Source organism: Photobacterium lipolyticum, assembly GCF_003026475.1.
Taxonomy (GTDB): domain Bacteria; phylum Pseudomonadota; class Gammaproteobacteria; order Enterobacterales; family Vibrionaceae; genus Photobacterium; species Photobacterium lipolyticum.
Map to the genome: position 1 here is coordinate 22,041 of NZ_PYMC01000017.1, position 19,043 is coordinate 41,083.

The 19,043-nt window shown below is 48.8% G+C and carries 15 protein-coding genes; 11 read left to right on the forward strand and 4 right to left on the reverse strand.

Annotated elements, in window-relative coordinates:
• Window positions 1-342 precede the first annotated feature (342 nt).
• From C9I89_RS18455 to hldE, 3 genes are all read left to right on the forward strand, one after another.
• Window positions 343-1,944 (forward strand): methyl-accepting chemotaxis protein, encoded by a 1,602-nt coding sequence (locus C9I89_RS18455; RefSeq protein WP_107284790.1) that lies wholly within the window; start codon window positions 343-345, stop codon window positions 1,942-1,944.
• A 130-nt stretch (window positions 1,945-2,074) separates the two neighbouring features.
• Window positions 2,075-4,951 carry a bifunctional [glutamate--ammonia ligase]-adenylyl-L-tyrosine phosphorylase/[glutamate--ammonia-ligase] adenylyltransferase gene (gene glnE / locus C9I89_RS18460; protein WP_107284791.1) on the forward strand — a complete coding sequence of 959 codons (2,877 nt, stop codon included), beginning with the start codon at window positions 2,075-2,077 and terminating at the stop codon, window positions 4,949-4,951.
• A gap of 98 nt (window positions 4,952-5,049) precedes the next feature.
• Window positions 5,050-6,480: a bifunctional D-glycero-beta-D-manno-heptose-7-phosphate kinase/D-glycero-beta-D-manno-heptose 1-phosphate adenylyltransferase HldE gene (hldE, locus tag C9I89_RS18465; RefSeq protein ID WP_107284792.1), complete on the forward strand. Its 1,431-nt coding sequence runs from the start codon at window positions 5,050-5,052 to the stop codon at window positions 6,478-6,480.
• A gap of 103 nt (window positions 6,481-6,583) precedes the next feature.
• On the opposite strand, the gene tolC is transcribed toward hldE, so the two are convergent.
• Complete coding sequence (tolC, locus tag C9I89_RS18470; RefSeq protein ID WP_107284793.1) at window positions 6,584-7,867, reverse strand: outer membrane channel protein TolC; 1,284 nt, start codon at window positions 7,865-7,867, stop codon at window positions 6,584-6,586.
• 292 nt (window positions 7,868-8,159) lie between these two features.
• Here tolC and nudF point away from each other — a divergent pair, with 292 nt between their 5' ends.
• From nudF to idi, 8 genes are all read left to right on the forward strand, one after another.
• On the forward strand, window positions 8,160-8,810 hold the full coding sequence (gene nudF, locus C9I89_RS18475; protein ID WP_211315276.1) for an ADP-ribose diphosphatase: 651 nt from the start codon (window positions 8,160-8,162) through the stop codon (window positions 8,808-8,810).
• Window positions 8,807-9,235, forward strand: a complete 429-nt coding sequence (locus tag C9I89_RS18480) for a DUF1249 family protein (protein WP_107284794.1) — start codon at window positions 8,807-8,809, stop codon at window positions 9,233-9,235. Before nudF ends, C9I89_RS18480 begins: the two co-directional genes overlap by 4 nt.
• A gap of 62 nt (window positions 9,236-9,297) precedes the next feature.
• A complete protein-coding gene (gene cpdA, locus C9I89_RS18485; protein ID WP_107284795.1) occupies window positions 9,298-10,122 on the forward strand; it encodes a 3',5'-cyclic-AMP phosphodiesterase in 825 nt (274 codons plus the stop codon).
• Entirely contained in the window at window positions 10,123-10,701 is a 579-nt protein-coding gene (yqiA, locus tag C9I89_RS18490) for an esterase YqiA (protein WP_107284796.1), read from the forward strand. It begins immediately after the preceding gene.
• A gap of 173 nt (window positions 10,702-10,874) precedes the next feature.
• Entirely contained in the window at window positions 10,875-12,758 is a 1,884-nt protein-coding gene (parE, locus tag C9I89_RS18495) for a DNA topoisomerase IV subunit B (RefSeq protein WP_107284797.1), read from the forward strand.
• Between the two features lie 126 nt (window positions 12,759-12,884).
• Entirely contained in the window at window positions 12,885-15,155 is a 2,271-nt protein-coding gene (parC, locus tag C9I89_RS18500) for a DNA topoisomerase IV subunit A (RefSeq protein ID WP_107284798.1), read from the forward strand.
• Window positions 15,156-15,378: 223 nt separating this feature from the next.
• Window positions 15,379-16,101, forward strand: coding sequence for a 1-acylglycerol-3-phosphate O-acyltransferase (locus C9I89_RS18505; RefSeq protein WP_107284799.1), 723 nt, complete (start codon window positions 15,379-15,381; stop codon window positions 16,099-16,101).
• Window positions 16,102-16,242: 141 nt separating this feature from the next.
• Complete coding sequence (idi, locus tag C9I89_RS18510; RefSeq protein ID WP_107284800.1) at window positions 16,243-16,770, forward strand: isopentenyl-diphosphate Delta-isomerase; 528 nt, start codon at window positions 16,243-16,245, stop codon at window positions 16,768-16,770.
• A 63-nt stretch (window positions 16,771-16,833) separates the two neighbouring features.
• Here idi and C9I89_RS18515 read toward each other — a convergent pair whose 3' ends face one another.
• From C9I89_RS18515 to C9I89_RS18525, 3 genes are all read right to left on the reverse strand, one after another.
• Complete coding sequence (locus C9I89_RS18515) at window positions 16,834-17,220, reverse strand: RidA family protein (RefSeq protein ID WP_107284801.1); 387 nt, start codon at window positions 17,218-17,220, stop codon at window positions 16,834-16,836.
• Between the two features lie 166 nt (window positions 17,221-17,386).
• A complete protein-coding gene (locus tag C9I89_RS18520; RefSeq protein ID WP_170107739.1) occupies window positions 17,387-17,866 on the reverse strand; it encodes an arginine repressor in 480 nt (159 codons plus the stop codon).
• Window positions 17,867-18,036: 170 nt separating this feature from the next.
• Entirely contained in the window at window positions 18,037-18,873 is an 837-nt protein-coding gene (locus C9I89_RS18525) for a S1C family serine protease (RefSeq protein WP_245905523.1), read from the reverse strand.
• Window positions 18,874-19,043: the final 170 nt, after the last annotated feature.

The following is a 19,043-nucleotide window of genomic DNA, read 5'->3' on the forward strand; positions in this document are numbered from 1 at the left end:
GAGTGTGCTCACCAGAACAGCTGGTAAATGAAGATGTCGATGACCGCGAAAGAGTGTAAATATATTTAGCTTGCGGAATAAACATGAAGCTGGTCGCAATTGCTCCGGCATAAGAGAGAGTACTTAAGCCACCAGGCTTATCGGATTGAATTCATGTTTGACGGCATCGATCTTTTTCATCATTAAATTTTCGTAATTCACAGCAAGGATATAGAATAGCCTAATTGTTTTGAGCTCGAAAATAATTCGTTCAACCTTCTGATTTTGCGCCCTGAAATTTCTGTTTCACTATAAACGACATAAATTTTAACGGCCGGCATGCTTACAATACGGAGATTAAAAATGGCAAAGATGGTGTTTAAACCATGGGAACAGGGACTCACGAATATTCGTCTCGTGCCTAAGCTTATTGTGTTGATGGTTTTTAGTACCATGCTGCTTATAGGTAAGCAGTTGTGGGATGCAAATACCTTTTACCAGTCAGTGGTGCAGATCCAGCAAGATCGCTCTGAAGAGCTAGCGCAAACGAATGCCGCATTACTGGGCACTTTTCTCGCTCAGGGCGAAAACGGCAAACAACTTGCTGAGCTGGCGATTAATGCACAGGCGAAAAGCCGGCAGAAAGGGGCCTACCTTTATCTGGTCGAGCGTGACAGCGGCAAGGTCTTAGGCCATCCGAACGCACGCACAATCAGTGATCTTACCGATATTACCGATCAGGGGGTGGATTTGCCTCGCTACCTGATGCAACACGCGGGCGCGGGCCCTATTGTGCTGAATAATAAAGGTCGCTTTGAGTATGCGATTGAATTACAAGGCTGGAATTGGGTGGTTGTCGCCTCGCAATCGGCTTCTGAGGCTGAGAGCTATTACCGTGGTTTTCTGCTGCAGGTGGCATGGCAGACGGGTTTGATGATTGCAGTTTTCATTGTGATTCTACTGGGTGGTGCTGGCATCATGCTGCGCCAGACTCACTATCTGGCTGAGAGTATTAAGTCTCTGGCAACTCGTGACTTATCTCAGCCGATTGAAATGGACTGCCGTGATGAATACGGTGATTTAGCTCGAGAGCTGGAGAAAACACGTATTCAGTTACGGGATGTGATGTGCAGTCAACGAGACACTTCTTCGGAGCTGTCGGCTTTGGCGGAAGTGATGTCTATCAGCATGGTGGAAACGAAAGAGTCCGCCCAAGAAGAGTTTAATGAGATTGATCAGCTGGCGTCTGCAATGAGTGAGATGACGTCAACGGTACAGACTGTTGCGGAACATGCCCGTGATGCCTCCAATACAACGGAAGGAACCTCAGCCCAGGCGGCGCAAGGTCAGCAGTTTGTGTCTCGGACCATTGTTACCATTAATCAGTTATCGCAGGATATCAGCCAGTCAGCCGGTGCGGTGAATCAGGTTGAAGAGCGTGTAGAGCAGATTGGCAGTGTGATTGTGACGATCCAGAGCATTTCCGAACAAACGAATTTGCTGGCACTGAATGCGGCGATTGAAGCGGCGCGTGCCGGTGATGCCGGCCGTGGTTTTGCTGTCGTTGCCGATGAAGTGCGCAATCTGGCGCAGCGTACCCAGAAAGCGACCGTTGAAATTCAGGAGATGATCTCCCAGCTGCAAAACAGTGCCCAACAAGCGGTTTCGCTGATGGAGCAGAGTGTGGTGGAAGCAGCGGAAGGTGTCGACCTGGTGACCAGTGCGGGTGGTGAGCTCGATAAAATTGTTGAGCAGGTACAGCGGATCAATGATATGAATTTCCATATCGCCTCTGCCGCCGAGCAGCAAACGACGGTGGCCGATGAGATGAACCTGAACCTGACAAACGTCCGCGAGCTGGTAGAAGCATCAGTCGTGGTCGTTACAGAGCTTTCTGAAACATCAGATACCATGCAAAATCATGCCAATGAACTGGAAAGCAAAATTCAGTCGTTTCGGATCTGATTAAGCAATATCTGACGGTTCACAAATCCTGTCATTAAAGAGACAACGCCCACCTCTGGTGGGCGTTGTTGTATGTTATCTTAGTTATTAATGGGTCACGCTCGCCAGGGAAATAATCAAAGGAACCGCTATGACACAACATCAAAAGCAGCCAGATCTACTTTCTGCCGCTTCAGCCAAGGCGCTGGAGAAACTTCAACACGCTCACCCTGAGCTGCTTTCCCAATGGCCGGCAGAGCGTCAGGCCGAGTTGCACAAAGTCATTGGGTTGAGTGACTTCATCTCTGGATCGATGGTACGTGACGGGCAACTATTACCTTGGCTGGCTGAGCATGTAGATGATGCAGAGCATGGCGAACACTACCGTCAGCAGTTGCAGCAGCTGCTCGCCTCGGCCACGGATGAAGCGGGGCTTATGCGGCGGTTACGAGCGTTTCGCCGCCAGGAAATGGTATGGATAGGCTGGCGGGATTTCACCGCGAAAGCCACATTAGCACAAAGTCTGGCCCACCTCTCTTTGCTGGCTGAAGCATTGATCATGGAAGCGTATCAGTGGCTCTATACTCAGTGCTGTAAGGAGTGGGGCACTCCGACTAATGCTGACGGCGAAGCTCAGCCGATGCTCATTCTGGGGATGGGGAAACTGGGCGGTGGCGAACTGAACTTTTCATCTGACATTGATTTGATTTTTACGTTTCCGGAAAACGGTGAGACCCGGGACGGGCGACGCAGCCTCGCCAATTCACAGTTTTTTACCCGCTTAGGGCAGCGACTGATCAAAGCGCTCGATCAGCAAACTTATGATGGTTTCTGTTACCGGGTTGATATGCGTCTGCGGCCCTTTGGCGACAGCGGACCGCTGGTGATGAGTTATGCCGCTCTTGAGGATTACTACCAGGAGCAGGGGCGGGACTGGGAGCGCTATGCGATGATTAAAGCGCGGGTGATGGGGCGCGAAAGCTTTAGCCAGTATCAGGAACTCCGTCAGATGCTGCGGCCGTTTGTCTTCCGCCGTTATATCGATTTCAGTGCCATACAGTCATTACGCCGGATGAAGTCAATGATCAGCAGTGAAGTTCGTCGTCGAGGCCTGCACAACAACATTAAGCTGGGGGCCGGCGGGATCCGTGAAGTTGAATTTATTGCCCAGACCTTTCAGTTAATACGCGGTGGCCGCGAGCCGAGTCTGCGCAGCCGGGGGTTACTGGAAACATTATCTGCAATTAAACAGTTAGCACTATTACCCGCCGAGCAAGTGAACGATTTAGAGCAGGGCTACTGCTTCTTGCGTAAGCTGGAAAATTTGCTGCAAGCCATTGATGACAAACAAACTCAAACCTTACCGGATAAGCCTCTGGATCAGGTGCGCTTAGCGTGTGCAATGGGTTATGAGGACTGGCAGAGCTTACAGGCCGCGACCCAACAGCATATGGTTGCCATACACCAGGTGTTCGATCACATCATTGGTACTGAAGATGATGACAGCCAATGCTCTGCTGATACGCAATACCACGAATTGTGGGCAATGGCGAAAAATGAAGAAGTACTGCTCAATATTCTGGCGGAGCTGAATGCGCCGGATCAGGCCGGGCAAGCCAGTACTTTGCTGGGAATGAAAGCTGAGCTGGCAAAGCGTACGTTAGGGCCTCGCGGTCGGGAAGTTCTGGCCAGACTGATGCCGGAGGTACTGGCGCGGATCGTGCTGCGTCCGGATGCGTCATCGGTGTTAGCGCGAGTGATCAAGTTGATTGTGCGTGTGGCGACCCGTACCACTTATCTCGAATTGCTGAGTGAGCACCCGGCAGCATTAAACCAGCTAGTGCGTCTGTGTGCCGCCAGCCCGATGGTCGCCAACCAGCTGACACAATATCCGATTCTGCTTGATGAGTTGCTTGATCCGCAGCATCTCTATAATCCAACGCCGTTGAACCAGTACGGGGAGGAGCTTCGTGAGTATCTTGCGCGGATCCCCGAAGAAGACATGGAACAGCAGATGGAAGCGATCCGTCAGTTTAAGCAAGCGCAGTTGCTGAGGATTGCGGCGGCAGATATTGCCGGTGCTCTGCCTTTGATGAAAGTCAGCGACCATCTAACCTATTTGTCCGAAGCGATTATTGCCGCCGTGGTGAATCAGGCCTGGCTGCAAATGGCTGAAAAGTATGGTGAACCTAGCCACCTGACAGAACGTGACGGCAAAGGCTTTGGTGTGATTGGTTACGGTAAGGTCGGTGGCTGGGAGCTAGGGTACGGCTCTGATCTTGACTTGGTCTTTTTGCACGACTGTCCGGCTGATGTTTACACCACGGGAAAAAAAGAGATTGACGGCCGTCAGTTTTATCTGAGGCTGGCACAACGAATTGTTCATTTGTTCTCAACCCGTACTTCATCTGGGGTGCTGTATGAGGTTGATGTTCGTCTGCGCCCGTCAGGTGCATCCGGGCTGCTGGTCAGCACCATGGAAGCGTTTACTGAATACCAGCACAAAGAAGCCTGGACCTGGGAGCATCAGGCCATCGTGCGGGCTCGCATGGTGTATGGTGATGTGCCTTTGCAGCAGGCGTTTGCTGATGTTCGCCGGCAGATCCTGATGCAATGCCGGGAGCCGCAGCAGCTGCGGCATGATGTGGTGGCGATGCGTCACAAAATGCGAGAGCATATGGGGAGCAAAAAAGCGGGCATGTTTGGTCTGAAGCAAGATAAAGGCGGAATTACCGATATCGAATTCATTGCTCAGTACCTGGTTTTGCAACATGCCAGCCAAGAGCCTGCGTTAACCCGCTGGTCTGACAATGTGCGTATTTTCGATACCATGGCTGAATATGAGATCCTGAGCCTGTCTCAGGCCACCGCGCTAAAGCAGGCCTATTGTAGCATGCGAGATGAAATTCATCGCCTCAGTTTATTGGGCTTACCTGCCTACGTGAATGAACAGCAATTTGGCACTGAGCGAGAGGTTGTCAAGCAGATCTGGCAGCAGTACCTGGAACCATCGGCACAGGCTGAATGATTAATCAGATCAAAGCCATCATGATTAACTGTTACAAACTGTTTGTAGGTATACCTTTATGTTAGTATCTGGCCGTTTTCACTATCCCGGAGATAAAAATGAAACTGACTCTTCCAGATTATGATCAAGCTGATGTGCTGGTTGTTGGTGATGTCATGCTGGACCGTTATTGGTATGGGCCAACCGCACGAATTTCGCCGGAAGCGCCGGTACCGATTGTAAAGGTTGATCAGGTTGAAGAACGCCCTGGTGGAGCGGCGAATGTGGCGATGAATATTGCTGCGTTGGGGGGCCATGCGCGTTTAGTCGGGCTGACCGGGATTGATGAAGCGGCTAAAGCCTTAACCGAAAAACTATCTTCGCTGGATGTGCGCTGTGACTTTGTGTCACTACCTGAATATCCTACGATCACCAAACTACGCGTAATGAGTCGTGGACAGCAGTTAATTCGGCTTGATTTTGAAGAAGGCTTCCACGATGTGGATGCCGAAAAGATATTACCGCGCCTAGAGCAATCCCTGCCCCATGTGAAGGTGGTCATTTTATCGGATTATGCCAAAGGTGCCCTTGAGCATATCCGCACAATGATTGAACTTGCCCATGACGCGGGGGTACCGGTACTCATCGATCCTAAAGGTGCAGACTTTGAGCGCTACCGCGGTGCAACCCTGCTGACGCCAAACCTTTCAGAGTTTGAAACCGTGGCCGGCAAAGTGCGCAGCGAAGAAGAGTTAGTTGAAAAAGGTCTGGCCTTGATTGACCGGTTTGATCTCGATGCGCTGCTGGTAACGCGTAGTGAGCACGGCATGACATTGCTGCAAAAAGGTCAGGACCCCCTGCATATGCCTACCCAGGCTCAGGAAGTTTATGATGTGACAGGGGCTGGCGATACGGTGATCTCCGTGCTAGCGGCATCACTGGCCGCGGGTAAATCGTTGTCTGATGCATGTAAGCTGGCTAACGCGGCAGCGGGTGTTGTGGTGGCTAAACTGGGTACCTCAACCCTTTCAACGATTGAATTGACTGATGCGATCTATGGCAGTCAGGATACGGGGTTCGGTGTGATGGCCGAACAGCAGTTGAAATTGGCGGTGGAAGCGGCAAAGCGGCGCGGTGAGAAAGTGGTAATGACCAATGGTTGCTTCGACATTCTGCATGCCGGTCATGTGGCTTATTTAAATGAGGCCGCAAAATTGGGCGACCGCCTGATTGTTGCCGTGAACTCAGATGCATCGGTGCAGGCATTGAAAGGCCCTGGTCGTCCGGTTAACCCGGAAGATCGCCGGATGGCGGTATTGGCCGGATTAGGGGCTGTTGATTGGGTTGTTCCCTTCACCGAAGAAACCCCGCAACGCTTAATTAGCGAAATTCTGCCCACGCTGCTGGTAAAAGGTGGCGATTACAAACCGGAAGAGATTGCTGGCGGTAAAGAAGTGATTGCCGCTGGTGGAGAAGTTCGGGTGCTGAATTTTGAAGATGGCTGTTCTACCACTGAAATTATTGAATCGATCCGTGGCGGGCGTGGATAATCGGCCTTCCGTAATAATGCCGTTATAAAAAAAGCGCCAGATAATGGCGCTTTTTACATTTTACCTGACGTCGAGCTTATTCATGGCCACAACGTTCAGAGTATTATTTACTTTTTATCAAGCCGACATTGATATCGATGATGTCTTGCTCATTGAGCGAACCAACGGCCTGCTTAAGCTGTATCTGATTCAAGATGTAATCATAGCGCGCATTAGCCAGCTGGCGGTTAGCATCGTAAAGGCGACGGGTGGAATCTAATACGTCAACAATAGTACGTGTGCCTACATCAAATCCCGCTTCTGTCGCTTCGAGTGCAGACTGGGCAGAAATCACAGATTGCTGATAAGCACGTACAGAACCGATAGATGCATTGATATTGTTATAGAACGCACGGACATCTTTTACGACGCTACGGTATGATCCTTCCAGATTTTCACTGGCCGAAATGTAGTTGAACTGCGCTTGTTTCACTTCTGAGGTTGTTCTGCCACCAGTATAAACCGGCAGGTTCAGATTAATACCCGCAGTGATAGTGCCATCATCATTGAACTGGTTTAACTCGTTGTAGTTGTAGCCAGCATCAAACGACAGGGTAGGCAAATGGCCAGATTCCGCCAGTGAAATGCTATCTCGCGCAATATCTTGTGAAATTCGCGCGGTTAACAGTGTCAGGTTTTCGTTCTCGGCATCTTTTACCAGCTCCAGAACACCGGTTTGCGGTGCACTGGTGGAGAAACGTGCGGTATCCAGGATGTTGAGCTCTTTATGTTCCTGTCCTGTGATTTCACGTAGCTCTTCATAGCTGTTCGTCAGCGCATTTTCTTTGATGATTTCATCGGCTAATACATTGTCGTATTGCGCCTGAGCATCATGCACGTCGGTGATTGCAGATAAACCGACTTCAAAGCGTTGTTTGGTTTGTTCCAGCTGGCGGCCAACAGCCGCTTTTTCTGCGCGAATAAATTCCAGATCATCCATCCGTTTCAGGACATCAAAGTAGGAGTTTACAACACGCAGAATCAAACTTTGTTGGGATGCTGCATAAGTTGAATCACTCTGGCGAGCAACCTTTTCGGCGATGTCTAAGTTAACCCAGCTAGAACGGTTATAGATAGATTGACTCAGGCTCAGACCACCGTTAAACCCATCATCATCACCATCAAGACGGGTTACATTATAGCCTGCGGTTAAGTTAATCTGCGGCAGTAGTGCACTACGGGACGAGTTAATTGCCTCAAAGGCTGCATCTTTATCTGCGGCAGCTCTTAACAACTGAGGGTCGTTTTGTTTTGCTTGTTGGTAGATATCGGCGAGATCATCAGCCAGAGCTGCCTGGCTTAAAGCGCCAAGCGCAACGCTGATAATGAGCGGAAGCAATTTTTTCATGGATGCCTTTCCTGATCCTGACAATAAAATGGTTGCAAATAATGAGTGTACCTTAAGATACCTTGCTTGAAACTGATCGCAACGCAGTTTTATGCATTACATAGCTGAATATTTAACTATATGTAATTGTAATCTATATATTACGTTGCCTAATTAAGCATGTCTTGATTGTAATCCATCCATTTATTGGTATGGACTTAAAATAAACCATAACATTTATCAAAAAAGTTGAATTTGATCATTGCTGCTGACCCTTTTGAATGAAAAAATACGGCTAAATGGAGATCACTGCATGAGTAGCAAGATGCCTGCGGGCCTTGATGGTATTGTGTATAGCAAAGAAGATGTCGATATTTTGTCGACTGAAATGTTATATCAAGGCTTTTTTAGGATGGTTAAGTACCGCTTCCGTCACCGGTTATTTGCCGGCGGCTGGAGTAAAGCGCTGGATCGTGAAATGTTTGAACGCGGACATGCGGCAGCCTTGCTTCCTTATGATCCCATCCAGGATAAGGTGGTACTGGTTGAACAATTCAGAGTCGGTGCGATGGCCGCGGATTGTACACCCTGGCAGCTGGAAATTGTGGCTGGCATTATTGAACCTGAAGAATCAGCCCAGGATGTGGTGCGTCGTGAAGCTGTCGAAGAGGCCGGCCTGACGGTGACGGATTTAGATAAAGTCACCCGTTACCTCTCCAGCTCCGGCGGTTGTTCTGAGGTGCTGGATGTGTTTGTCGGTTGTATTGATAGCACCGGAGCACAAGGCATTCATGGCCTCGAAGAAGAAGGCGAAGATATTCGTGTTCATGTCGTGACACGCCAACAGGCGTACCAGTGGGTCGAATCAGGTAAAATAGAGAATGCGGCTTCGATCATTGCGCTACAATGGTTGCAGTTAAACTATTCTCGATTACAAACCCAGTGGTCTAAGGACACCGATTGAATAAAAGATACACCGTTGATCTTGCTGGTCTCATGCGATTATATGAAACCAACTATGCGAAGTTGCTTCCTTTACTGCCAAAAAATGATGCGGTAGGAGATGAGTGCGCATATCAGGTTTTTGAGCATGAATACAGACTGAAAATTATTGAGTCAACCCGTTATACGACGGTGGTATGTTTATGGCAGCACAACACTGGTGATGTGGCAGAATACTTAATCCCCCAACTCACCGTACGGTTGTACCACGATGCCAGAGTGGCAGAAGTGTGTAGCGCCCAACAGATTTCGAGACTTAAGCCAAGGTATGATTACCCGAATTTACGGATGTGCCAAAAAGACGAGAAACATCAGGTTAATCGCTTTTTGGGGGACTGGCTGGCATATTGCCTGAAAAATGGGATCAGTAAACAGTCGGTTTGTTAAACAGCGACAGAAGTATGCTGAGCTAATTAGATTTGAATTAAACAGACAAGGTTTTTAACGTTTTGCAGACGTATTCGCTGCCACAAACGAACCCGGATAGTGTGGCCCTACTCCAGATCACCGACACCCATCTATTTGCTGATGAAGCAGGTAGCTTATTGGGCGTGGTGACTAAAGATAGTTTTCATGCAGTATTGGATGCTGTAGACGCGGCTGCACGCCCGTTTGATGCGATTGTGGCTACGGGTGATATTTCACAAGACCACAGTCGAGTTTCTTATCAGTATTTTGCTGGCGGTATTGCGCGCTGGCCACAGCCGTGCTTCTGGTTACCTGGTAATCATGATTTTCAGCCCAGCATGCAGTCTGTGTTGCCTTCGGCGCAAATTAAGTCATGTGAGCAAGTGCTGGCGGGTGATTACTGGCAGGTGATTTTGCTTGATAGCCAGGTGCCAGGTGTTCCCCACGGTGAGTTGAGCGAAGCGCAGCTTACGATGTTGGATCAGGCGCTGGCAGCTTATCCTGATCGCCATGCATTGGTATTATTGCATCACCATCCACTGGATGCTGGCAGTACCTGGCTTGATCAACATCAGCTGCATAATAGTGATGCCTTCTGGCAGGTGATTGGCAAATACCCGAAGGTCAGCACGATACTGTGTGGCCATATTCATCAGGAGTTAGATCGTACTTATCGCGGGGTGCGGGTGCTCGCCACACCATCGACTTGCATCCAGTTTTTGCCTGATTCCAATGATTTTGCCCTGGATAAAATCTCCCCGGGTTGGCGTTACCTTGAATTAACCCGTGACGGGCAGCTCAATACTGCGGTATCGCGTTTACAAGGCAATTGCTTTACCCCAGAATTTGATGCTGTAGGTTATTAAATGAAGCCTTTGTTACTTTACATTCACGGGTTTAACAGTTCACCTCAGTCACTGAAAGCCAGAGTGATGGCTGATTACTGCCAGCAGCACCGTCCTGATATTCGCGTCGTGATCCCGCAAATACCGTGCTATCCTGCTCAAGCTGCAACGTTCATTGACGAATTAGTGAGTGAGCTGAAACACGAATACAAAATTGGACTGGTTGGCAGTTCGCTGGGGGGGTATATCTCAACATGGTTGAATAGCCGTTATCAATTCCCCGCAGTTTTGGTGAACCCTGCAGTGAAACCTTATGAGCTGCTGGTTGAGTATCTGGGAGAGCAAGTTAACCCTTATACCCATGAGAAATACTGTCTTGAACCACAGCATATGGATGATTTAAAAGCCATGGATGTTCAGCAGGTCACGCACCCTGAACTTTTCTGGTTATTACAGCAAATGGGCGATGAGGTGCTGGACTATCGTCAGGCTGTTACGAAATATGCCGCCTGTAAACAGACTCTGGAGCCTGATGGTGACCATAGTTTTGTTGAATTTGAACGTTTTCCTGCCGATATAATCCAATTCCTCGGGTTGTGATCTGCCGCTGATTCTCTACTTATTTAAGGTTATAACCGGACATTGAGGGGATAACCCGACAATTAAGGCTATAACCCGACTCACAAATGTGGGTATTACCGTTGACCTCAGCTTGACAACCGGGCTGGGGTTACTGACTATTGTTGCAAAAATTTCTAGTAACCTTCCGTGATATGACAGAGAAAAGCTATAACGCCGGAGCCATTGAGGTTCTGAATGGCCTTGAGCCAGTACAACGCCGTCCCGGCATGTACACCGATACGGTGCGACCAAACCACCTGGGCCAAGAAGTAATTGATAACAGTGTCGATGAGGCACTGGCTGGCCACGCCCGTAAAGTAGAAGTCATCCTTCATGCTGATCAGTCGTTGGAAGTGATCGATGATGGCCGCGGTATGCCCGTAGATATCCACCCTGTCGAAGGGGTGTCTGGTGTCGAGCTTATTTTATGTAAGTTACATGCCGGCGGTAAGTTTTCAGGTGATAACTATCAGTTTTCTGGTGGCTTGCACGGGGTAGGTATTTCAGTGGTTAACGCCCTGTCTACTCGCGTTGAAGTGTCAGTAAAGCGTGATGGCCAGATTTATGAAATTGCTTTTGAGAATGGCGATAAAGTCTCCGAGCTGGAAGTGGTTGGTACCTGTGGCCGCCGTGCCAAAGGTACCCGCGTTCATTTCTGGCCGGATGCTAAATACTTCGATAGCGCTAAATTTTCTGTTACCCGTTTGAAAAACGTTCTTAAGGCGAAGGCGGTACTCTGCCCGGGGCTTGAGATAGTCTTTACCGATCAAGCGACCAGCGAAACCATTCGCTGGTGTTACGAAGACGGCCTGAAAGATTACCTGGCCGAAGGGGTTAAAGGTTACACCTTGCTGCCGGAAGAGCCGTTTACCGGTGCCTTCAGTGGTCAGACAGAAGCTGCGGACTGGGCATTGCTCTGGTTGCCAGAAGGCGGCGAGCTCATTACCGAGAGTTATGTTAACCTCATCCCGACCGCTCAGGGGGGGACCCATGTTAATGGCCTGCGCCAGGGCCTGCTCGATGCGATGCGTGAGTTCTGTGAATTTCGTAACTTGCTGCCGCGAGGGGTGAAGCTGACTGCCGATGATATCTGGGATCGCTGTGCGTACGTATTGTCAGTGAAAATGCAGGATCCGCAATTTGCGGGTCAGACCAAAGAGCGCTTGTCGTCCCGCCAGTGTGCAGCCTTTGTGTCTGGCGTCATTAAAGATGCTTTCAGCCTGTGGCTGAATGAACGGCCGCAACTTGCCGAACAGCTGGCAGAAGTGTGTATTGCCAATGCCCATCGCCGAATGCGTGCCAGTAAGAAAGTGGTCCGTAAAAAAATCGCATCCGGCCCGGCACTGCCAGGAAAGTTGGCAGATTGTTCGCAGCAGGATCTTAACCGGACAGAGCTTTTCTTAGTCGAAGGTGACTCGGCGGGTGGTTCAGCCAAACAGGCGCGGGATCGGATGTTCCAGGCCATTATGCCGCTGCGCGGTAAGATCCTGAATACCTGGGAAGTGTCTGCTGATCAGGTACTGGCATCACAAGAAGTCCATGATATTTCGGTGGCGCTGGGCATCGACCCGGATAGTGATGATCTGAGCGGCTTACGTTACGGCAAAATCTGCGTTCTTGCCGATGCGGATTCCGATGGTCTGCATATCGCCACCTTGCTGTGTGCATTATTCATGAAGCACTTCCAAGCCTTGGTTCGCGCAGGTCACGTCTATATTGCCATGCCTCCGCTGTATCGTATCGATTTAGCCAAAGAAGTTTACTACGCGCTTGATGAAGCAGAAAAAAATGGCATCTTAGATCGCCTCAGCAGCAAGCGAGGCAAAGTGAACGTCCAGCGATTTAAAGGTCTGGGTGAGATGAACCCGTTGCAGCTGCGTGAAACTACGATGGATCCTAATACTCGCCGTTTGGTTCAGTTGACCATTGATGATGATCAGCAGACCAATGAAATGATGGACATGTTACTCGGTAAGAAGCGTGCCGAAGACCGTCGTCACTGGTTGCAAGATAAAGGGGATATGGCTGAAGTCTGATTCAATTAGGCTATGTACGAATTACGTACCTGTTATATACGAAACATGCACAAGATTGAGTTTGATCGCTGTTTGCCTGAGCGAACAGCGATTAACAACGAAAAATATTAAACGGATTACCCCACGATGACTGATGTCTCAATGGATGGCGTTGAACAGCTTCCGTTACGGAAGTTTACCGAAGACGCTTATTTGAATTACTCCATGTACGTAATCATGGATCGTGCCTTACCTTTTATTGGTGATGGTCTTAAGCCGGTACAGCGCCGTATTATCTACGCGATGTCAGAGCTGGGCTTGTCAGCGACGGCAAAATATAAGAAATCAGCACGTACCGTTGGTGATGTGCTGGGTAAATATCATCCCCATGGCGATTCTGCCTGCTATGAAGCCATGGTATTGATGGCACAGCCTTTCTCCTACCGCTATCCGTTAGTCGATGGTCAAGGTAACTGGGGCGCGCCCGATGATCCTAAATCATTCGCGGCAATGCGTTATACCGAATCCCGCTTGTCGCGTTTCTCTGAAGTCCTGCTGAGTGAATTAGGCCAGGGAACCGCTGACTGGGTGCCGAACTTTGATGGCACCATGAATGAGCCGAAAATGCTGCCGGCACGCTTACCGCATATTTTACTGAACGGTATTACCGGTATTGCGGTGGGAATGGCGACTGATATTCCGCCGCATAATGCGCGAGAAGTCGCAGGTGCTGCCGTCCATTTGATCGAGAATCCGAAGGCGGATCTCGATGACATTATGGAATTTGTCAAAGGTCCGGATTACCCAACCGAAGCGGAAATCATTACTTCAAAGAGTGATTTGAAGAAAGTGTATCGCACCGGTAAGGGCAGCATTAAGATGCGTGCGGTATGGCATAAAGAGAATGGCGACATCGTCATTTCTTCTTTGCCCCACCAGGTATCCGGTGCCAAATTACTTGAACAGATTGCCAACCAGATGCGTGCGAAGAAGCTGCCAATGGTCGACGATTTGCGTGATGAATCGGATCATGAGAATCCAACGCGTATCGTCATTGTCCCGCGCTCTAACCGTATTGATTGCGAGCAGTTGATGAATCACCTGTTTGTCTCGACCGATTTGGAAAAGAGTTTCCGGGTAAACCTGAATATGCTGGGGCTTGATGGCCGTCCGCAAGTCAAAGGGTTGCTGCACATTGTCAATGAATGGCTGGAATACCGTCGTACTACGGTGCGTCGTCGTTTGCAGTACCGTCTGGATAAAGTGATTGCGCGCTTACATATTCTTGAGGGTTTATTAGCGGCCTATCTCAATATCGACGAAGTGATTGAGATCATCCGTACTGAAGAAGACCCGAAAGCCGAGCTGATGTCGCGCTTTGAATTGAGTGTGATTCAGGCTGATGCCATTCTTGAAATCAAACTGCGTCAACTGGCGAAGCTTGAAGAGATCAAGATCCGCGGCGAGCAAGATGAACTGGCGATAGAGCGAGATTATCTAGAGAAGCTGCTGGGCTCTGAGCGTCGTCTGAATACGCTGATTAAGAAAGAAATTTTAGCCGATGCTGAGAAGTATGGCGATGATCGTCGTTCGCCACTCGTTGAGCGTGCAGAAGCAAAAGCTCTGACCGAACGTGACTTGATCCCAAGTGAAGCTATCACGGTTGTGTTGTCTGAAAAAGGCTGGATCCGTCACGCTAAAGGTCATGATGTTGACCCAAGTAGCTTAAGTTATAAGTCCGGTGATAATTATCTCGCCCATGCGCGCGGTAAGAGTAACTTGCCGGCGATCTTGATCGGTTCGGATGGTCGAAGCTATGCGCTTGAATCCCACAGCTTGCCTTCTGCACGTAGCCAGGGGGAGCCTGTAACGGGGCGCCTGAACCTAACACCAGGCACGAATATGCGTCAGGTGTTAATGGCAGAAGATGAGCAGATGTGGTTAATGGGCTCTGATGCGGGGTACGGTTTCATCTGTAAGAGCACGGATATGGTATCGAAGAACAAGAGCGGTAAAGCGCTGTTAACGGTACCTGAGAACTCTGCGGTGATGCCACCCCAGCCAATATTTGATTTAAATAATGATGAAATTTTGGCGATCACCAATGAAGGGCGAATGTTGTTGTTCCCGATTAAAGATTTACCGCAATTAGGTAAAGGTAAGGGCAATAAAATTATCAACATTCCGGCCGCTCGCTCTAAATCTCGTGAAGAGTTCTTGTCGCAGTTAGTCGTATTGCCGCAAGGATGCCAGGTGACGTTACATGCCGGTAAGCGCAAGCTTGGCTTGAAACAGACAGACCTTGATAACTTCCGTGGCGAGCGTGGACGCCGGGGTACGATGTTGCCGCGTGGTCTTCAGCGCGTTACTCGACTTGAAGTGACATCAAATACGCAACCTTCAGCTAATACTGAATAATTCCAATCAGGAGAGTTTTTCCTGTTGATCTAACCCTTCGTTTTAGAAAGTAAGTGTATTTTTCAGGCCCTCCTATACGGAGGGTTTGTTGTTTCTGCCGATTGGTATAATCGCTTCAGGATTGTGAGAGCAACGAAGTTTACGTTCAATATATCCACATAATTGATGTAATTTCTCTTTGCCTGAGTATACTAGCGAACGCTTGTACGCTGAGGAGAGCTCCATGATATTTTTATTGCGCGTTGTCGCTATCGCAATTTTTGCCGTGGTCATGTTTGTATTTGGTTGCGGCTACTGTTTGTTGAGCCCGCGCAACCCGAAAAATGTTCACATCGTTGGCCGTCATTTTTGTAAGATGGCGCGTATTTTGGGGATGAAACTGGAACTCCGTTTTGCCGAAGGGGCCGAAGATGTAGGGGCCAGCATCTATGTTGCCAACCACCAGAATAACTTTGATCTGTTTACGGTCTCTGGTGCCATCATGCCCCGTACTGTAACGGTTGGTAAAAAAAGCCTGATTTGGATGCCGCTGTTTGGACAGCTTTACTGGATCACGGGTAATATTTTGATTGACCGTGCAAACCGCAGCAGGGCTGTGGGAACCATCGGCCAGATAGTAGAGAAGATCAAGCAACTTCAGGTCTCGGTATGGATGTTTCCTGAAGGCACCCGTTCACGTGGCCGCGGTTTGCTGCCATTTAAAACCGGTGCATTTCATGCCGCGATTGGTGCCGGTGTCCCTGTTGTGCCGATTGTTTGTAGCTCGACAGAAAATGTAAAAATGAACCGTTGGGATAATGGTGTGGTGATCGTTGAAGTTTTACCGCCAGTATCCACCGAAGGTCTATCGAAAGAAGACGTGCGCGAGCTGTCGAATAAATGTCGTACTATGATGGAAGATAAACTTGCTGAATTGAATGCCGAAGTGGCAAAGCGTTCAGCATAAAATCAGCTTGTGATAGTAGAATTACATGCACTAATGAGCACGATGGATTGATCCGTTATTAAAAAGTGCCACTATTAAATTAAGGACATGTTAATTACATGTCCTTTTTATTTTTTATTTTGTGTAGAAGACAGATAAGCAATGATTGAAGAGCAGGTTGTATTAGTCGATCCGCAGGGGCAGGTGCAAGGCGTGCAGGAAAAAATGCAAGCGCATCGTGAAGGGGCACTGCATTTGGCTTTTTCTGTTTTGTTGTATCGTGAAACGGCACAGGGAAGAGAGTTTTTAATGCACCAGCGCGCGTTGGGTAAATATCACAGCGGTGGTTTGTGGACCAATACATGCTGTTCACACCCAAGGCAGAACGAAACGATAGAGCAAGCTGGATTACGACGTTTAGAAGAAGAAATGGGTATTACCGGTATTACTCAGTTGCATGATATTGCGAGCTTTGTTTATCGTGCCGAGCTGGATAACCAGCTGACTGAACATGAGCTGGATCATGTCTTGGTCGCCAACATTAACACAATCGAGATGGCGCCAAACCTGAACGAAGTGATGGCTTATCGCTGGTGGTCACAATCAGAATTAGAGCAAGCATTAGCGACGGCTCCTCAGCAATTTACGGCCTGGTTTCCACAGGTACTAAAGCATGTTATTCATCATTAATCTGTTTGGGTATATAAATAAAAAAAGCTGCCCGAGGCAGCTTTTTTTTGACCTGAAACCGGATTACTTGCGTACCGCAATGGCTTCTATTTCGATTTTTACATCTTTAGGCAGGCGCGCCACTTCAACACATGAACGTGCCGGGTAAGGGGCGTTGTGCTCATCGAAGAACTTACCATACACTTCATTTACGGTGGCAAAGTCATTGAGATCTTTTACAAAGACGGTCATTTTAACGATGTCAGCAACTTTCAGGCCTGAAGACTCAACAACCGCTTTTACATTGTCCAGTGACTGACGAGCTTGCTCTGCGATAGCTTCAGCAACTTCCCCTGTAATAGGGTTCACTGGGATCTGGCCGGAAGTCAAAACCATGTTACCGAGATCAACACCTTGAACATAAGGGCCGATAGCGGCTGGAGCCTGATCAGTATGTAGAACTTGAGTCATTGATTATCCTTACTAAATCATTCACAACGTGGGTAGTAATGCCAGTCGTTGACGCTGGCGTCCTAGTTTGCAGCGCAACGCCTTTCAGGTCAAAGGGTTTGATGCCGCTGTGTCATGCCACATATCAAAGAGAAAAGCGTGATGTTCAGTGCTTGCTGATACCCAATTAAACGGGTATACCGAGTCGTGCTTTGACGACTTTCTCGCACTCTTCAATACGGTTGATATCTTTAGGGGCAACCATTACCGTATCGTTGCCGCCGACAGTCCCTAAAATCTCATCATGCGGCTGGATATCGATAAGACGGGCGACGAGCTGTGCGCCACCAGGGTGGGTTTTTACCACGACAACCAGTTGATTATGGGTAATGAATTCAATTTGTGATGCAATGGATGAGCTAACCTGTACGGGTTCATTTTCAACAGTCAGGCAATACACTTTTTTGCCGTAGGCATTAGGTACCTTCGCAACCCCGAGTCGAGAGAGCAGGCGTGATACTGTTGATTGGCTGACATCGTCGTAACCGAGCGCAATGAGTCGGTGGCGAATATCATCCTGGGTGGTAAAGCTTTGCTGTTGCAGCAGGCGTTTACACGCAGTCATGATGCTTTCATCAACTGCCGCCGCATCTATCGCACCGTGCATATCGTATCCATTCACGGGCAACTCCTTATTATTGGGTACAAAGATCGTATCATTATTGTTTTATGGCACAGTAATTATGCAAGTGTTGCATAATCCTGCATAAGGATAATAACAGTAACTCTAACGGGGTAATTTGACCCTTGTCACCAAATAATAACCTGGCTGGATTACTAAAAATAAGAATTATATCCCATTTCATTTGTGAGACTATGATTGTCAGTTTTATTGGAGCTGATACTGGACTGAGACGGTATTGCCTGAGCCACCTGGGGCTCAGGCTGGCGAGCTTGTTGCTGGTTTAACTGATTGACATAAGAAGAAACTTGTACGCCAGCCAGCTCAGGGGAGGCATGAGAGGTATCGATACCAAGCTGTTTTAGCCAGTCAAAAATTAAGGTAGCAGGAACAAATTGGCTATAGCGCTCGGCAGGTCGCAAGTTCGTGAGATCTTCCGGGTTATGCACAATCGCAACAGTAATGCCAACGATCTCGCCGGCCTCATTGAATACGGGCCCGCCGCTCATTCCTGACATCACCGGGGCATCGCTCAATGAATACAGACAGTCGGTATTGGTATCGATAACATCCTGCAGGTATTTCCCTTCGCCTTTGACGCTGTTGCCCAGTAATGAGTGGCCTTCGTGGGTGACCGTCTGATCGGGGTAGATTAGTCCCCAGCTAGGCACATGCTTGGAAGAGGTGCGTATTAAGGACAGATCACAGTACGGGTGGTGAATGACATCGAGATCCCATGACAAGCGGGCAACGTGCTTGGCGGTAATCTGATAGCTATCGTTGATGGGTACGGATGAGCCAAACCCGCCCAGTAATATGGGCACCCCAATGACCACTAATTGATTAGCATTATTGGCGGGCGTCTGGCTGATCGGGCCATTGGTCGTGATGCAGCCGGTAACCATCGCGGCGATGCATACTATAGCCATCATGCGCGCAGTGAATGTCTTGCAGGCACGTTTATACCAGGAAAAAACAATAAATAACTTCATACCACAGTCCTTTGAAAAGACTTGGTTCAGCGTTGCTGCGATAGGGGCTGAATCAGGTTTTATAAGTGTTAATTCAAAGGTAGAAGTTGCAGATGAAGGGGAGTGTCTCGGATCTGAGAAAAAAGCCAGCTCGATAAATGGGCTGGCTTTTTTATTATGAATGCGGTTTT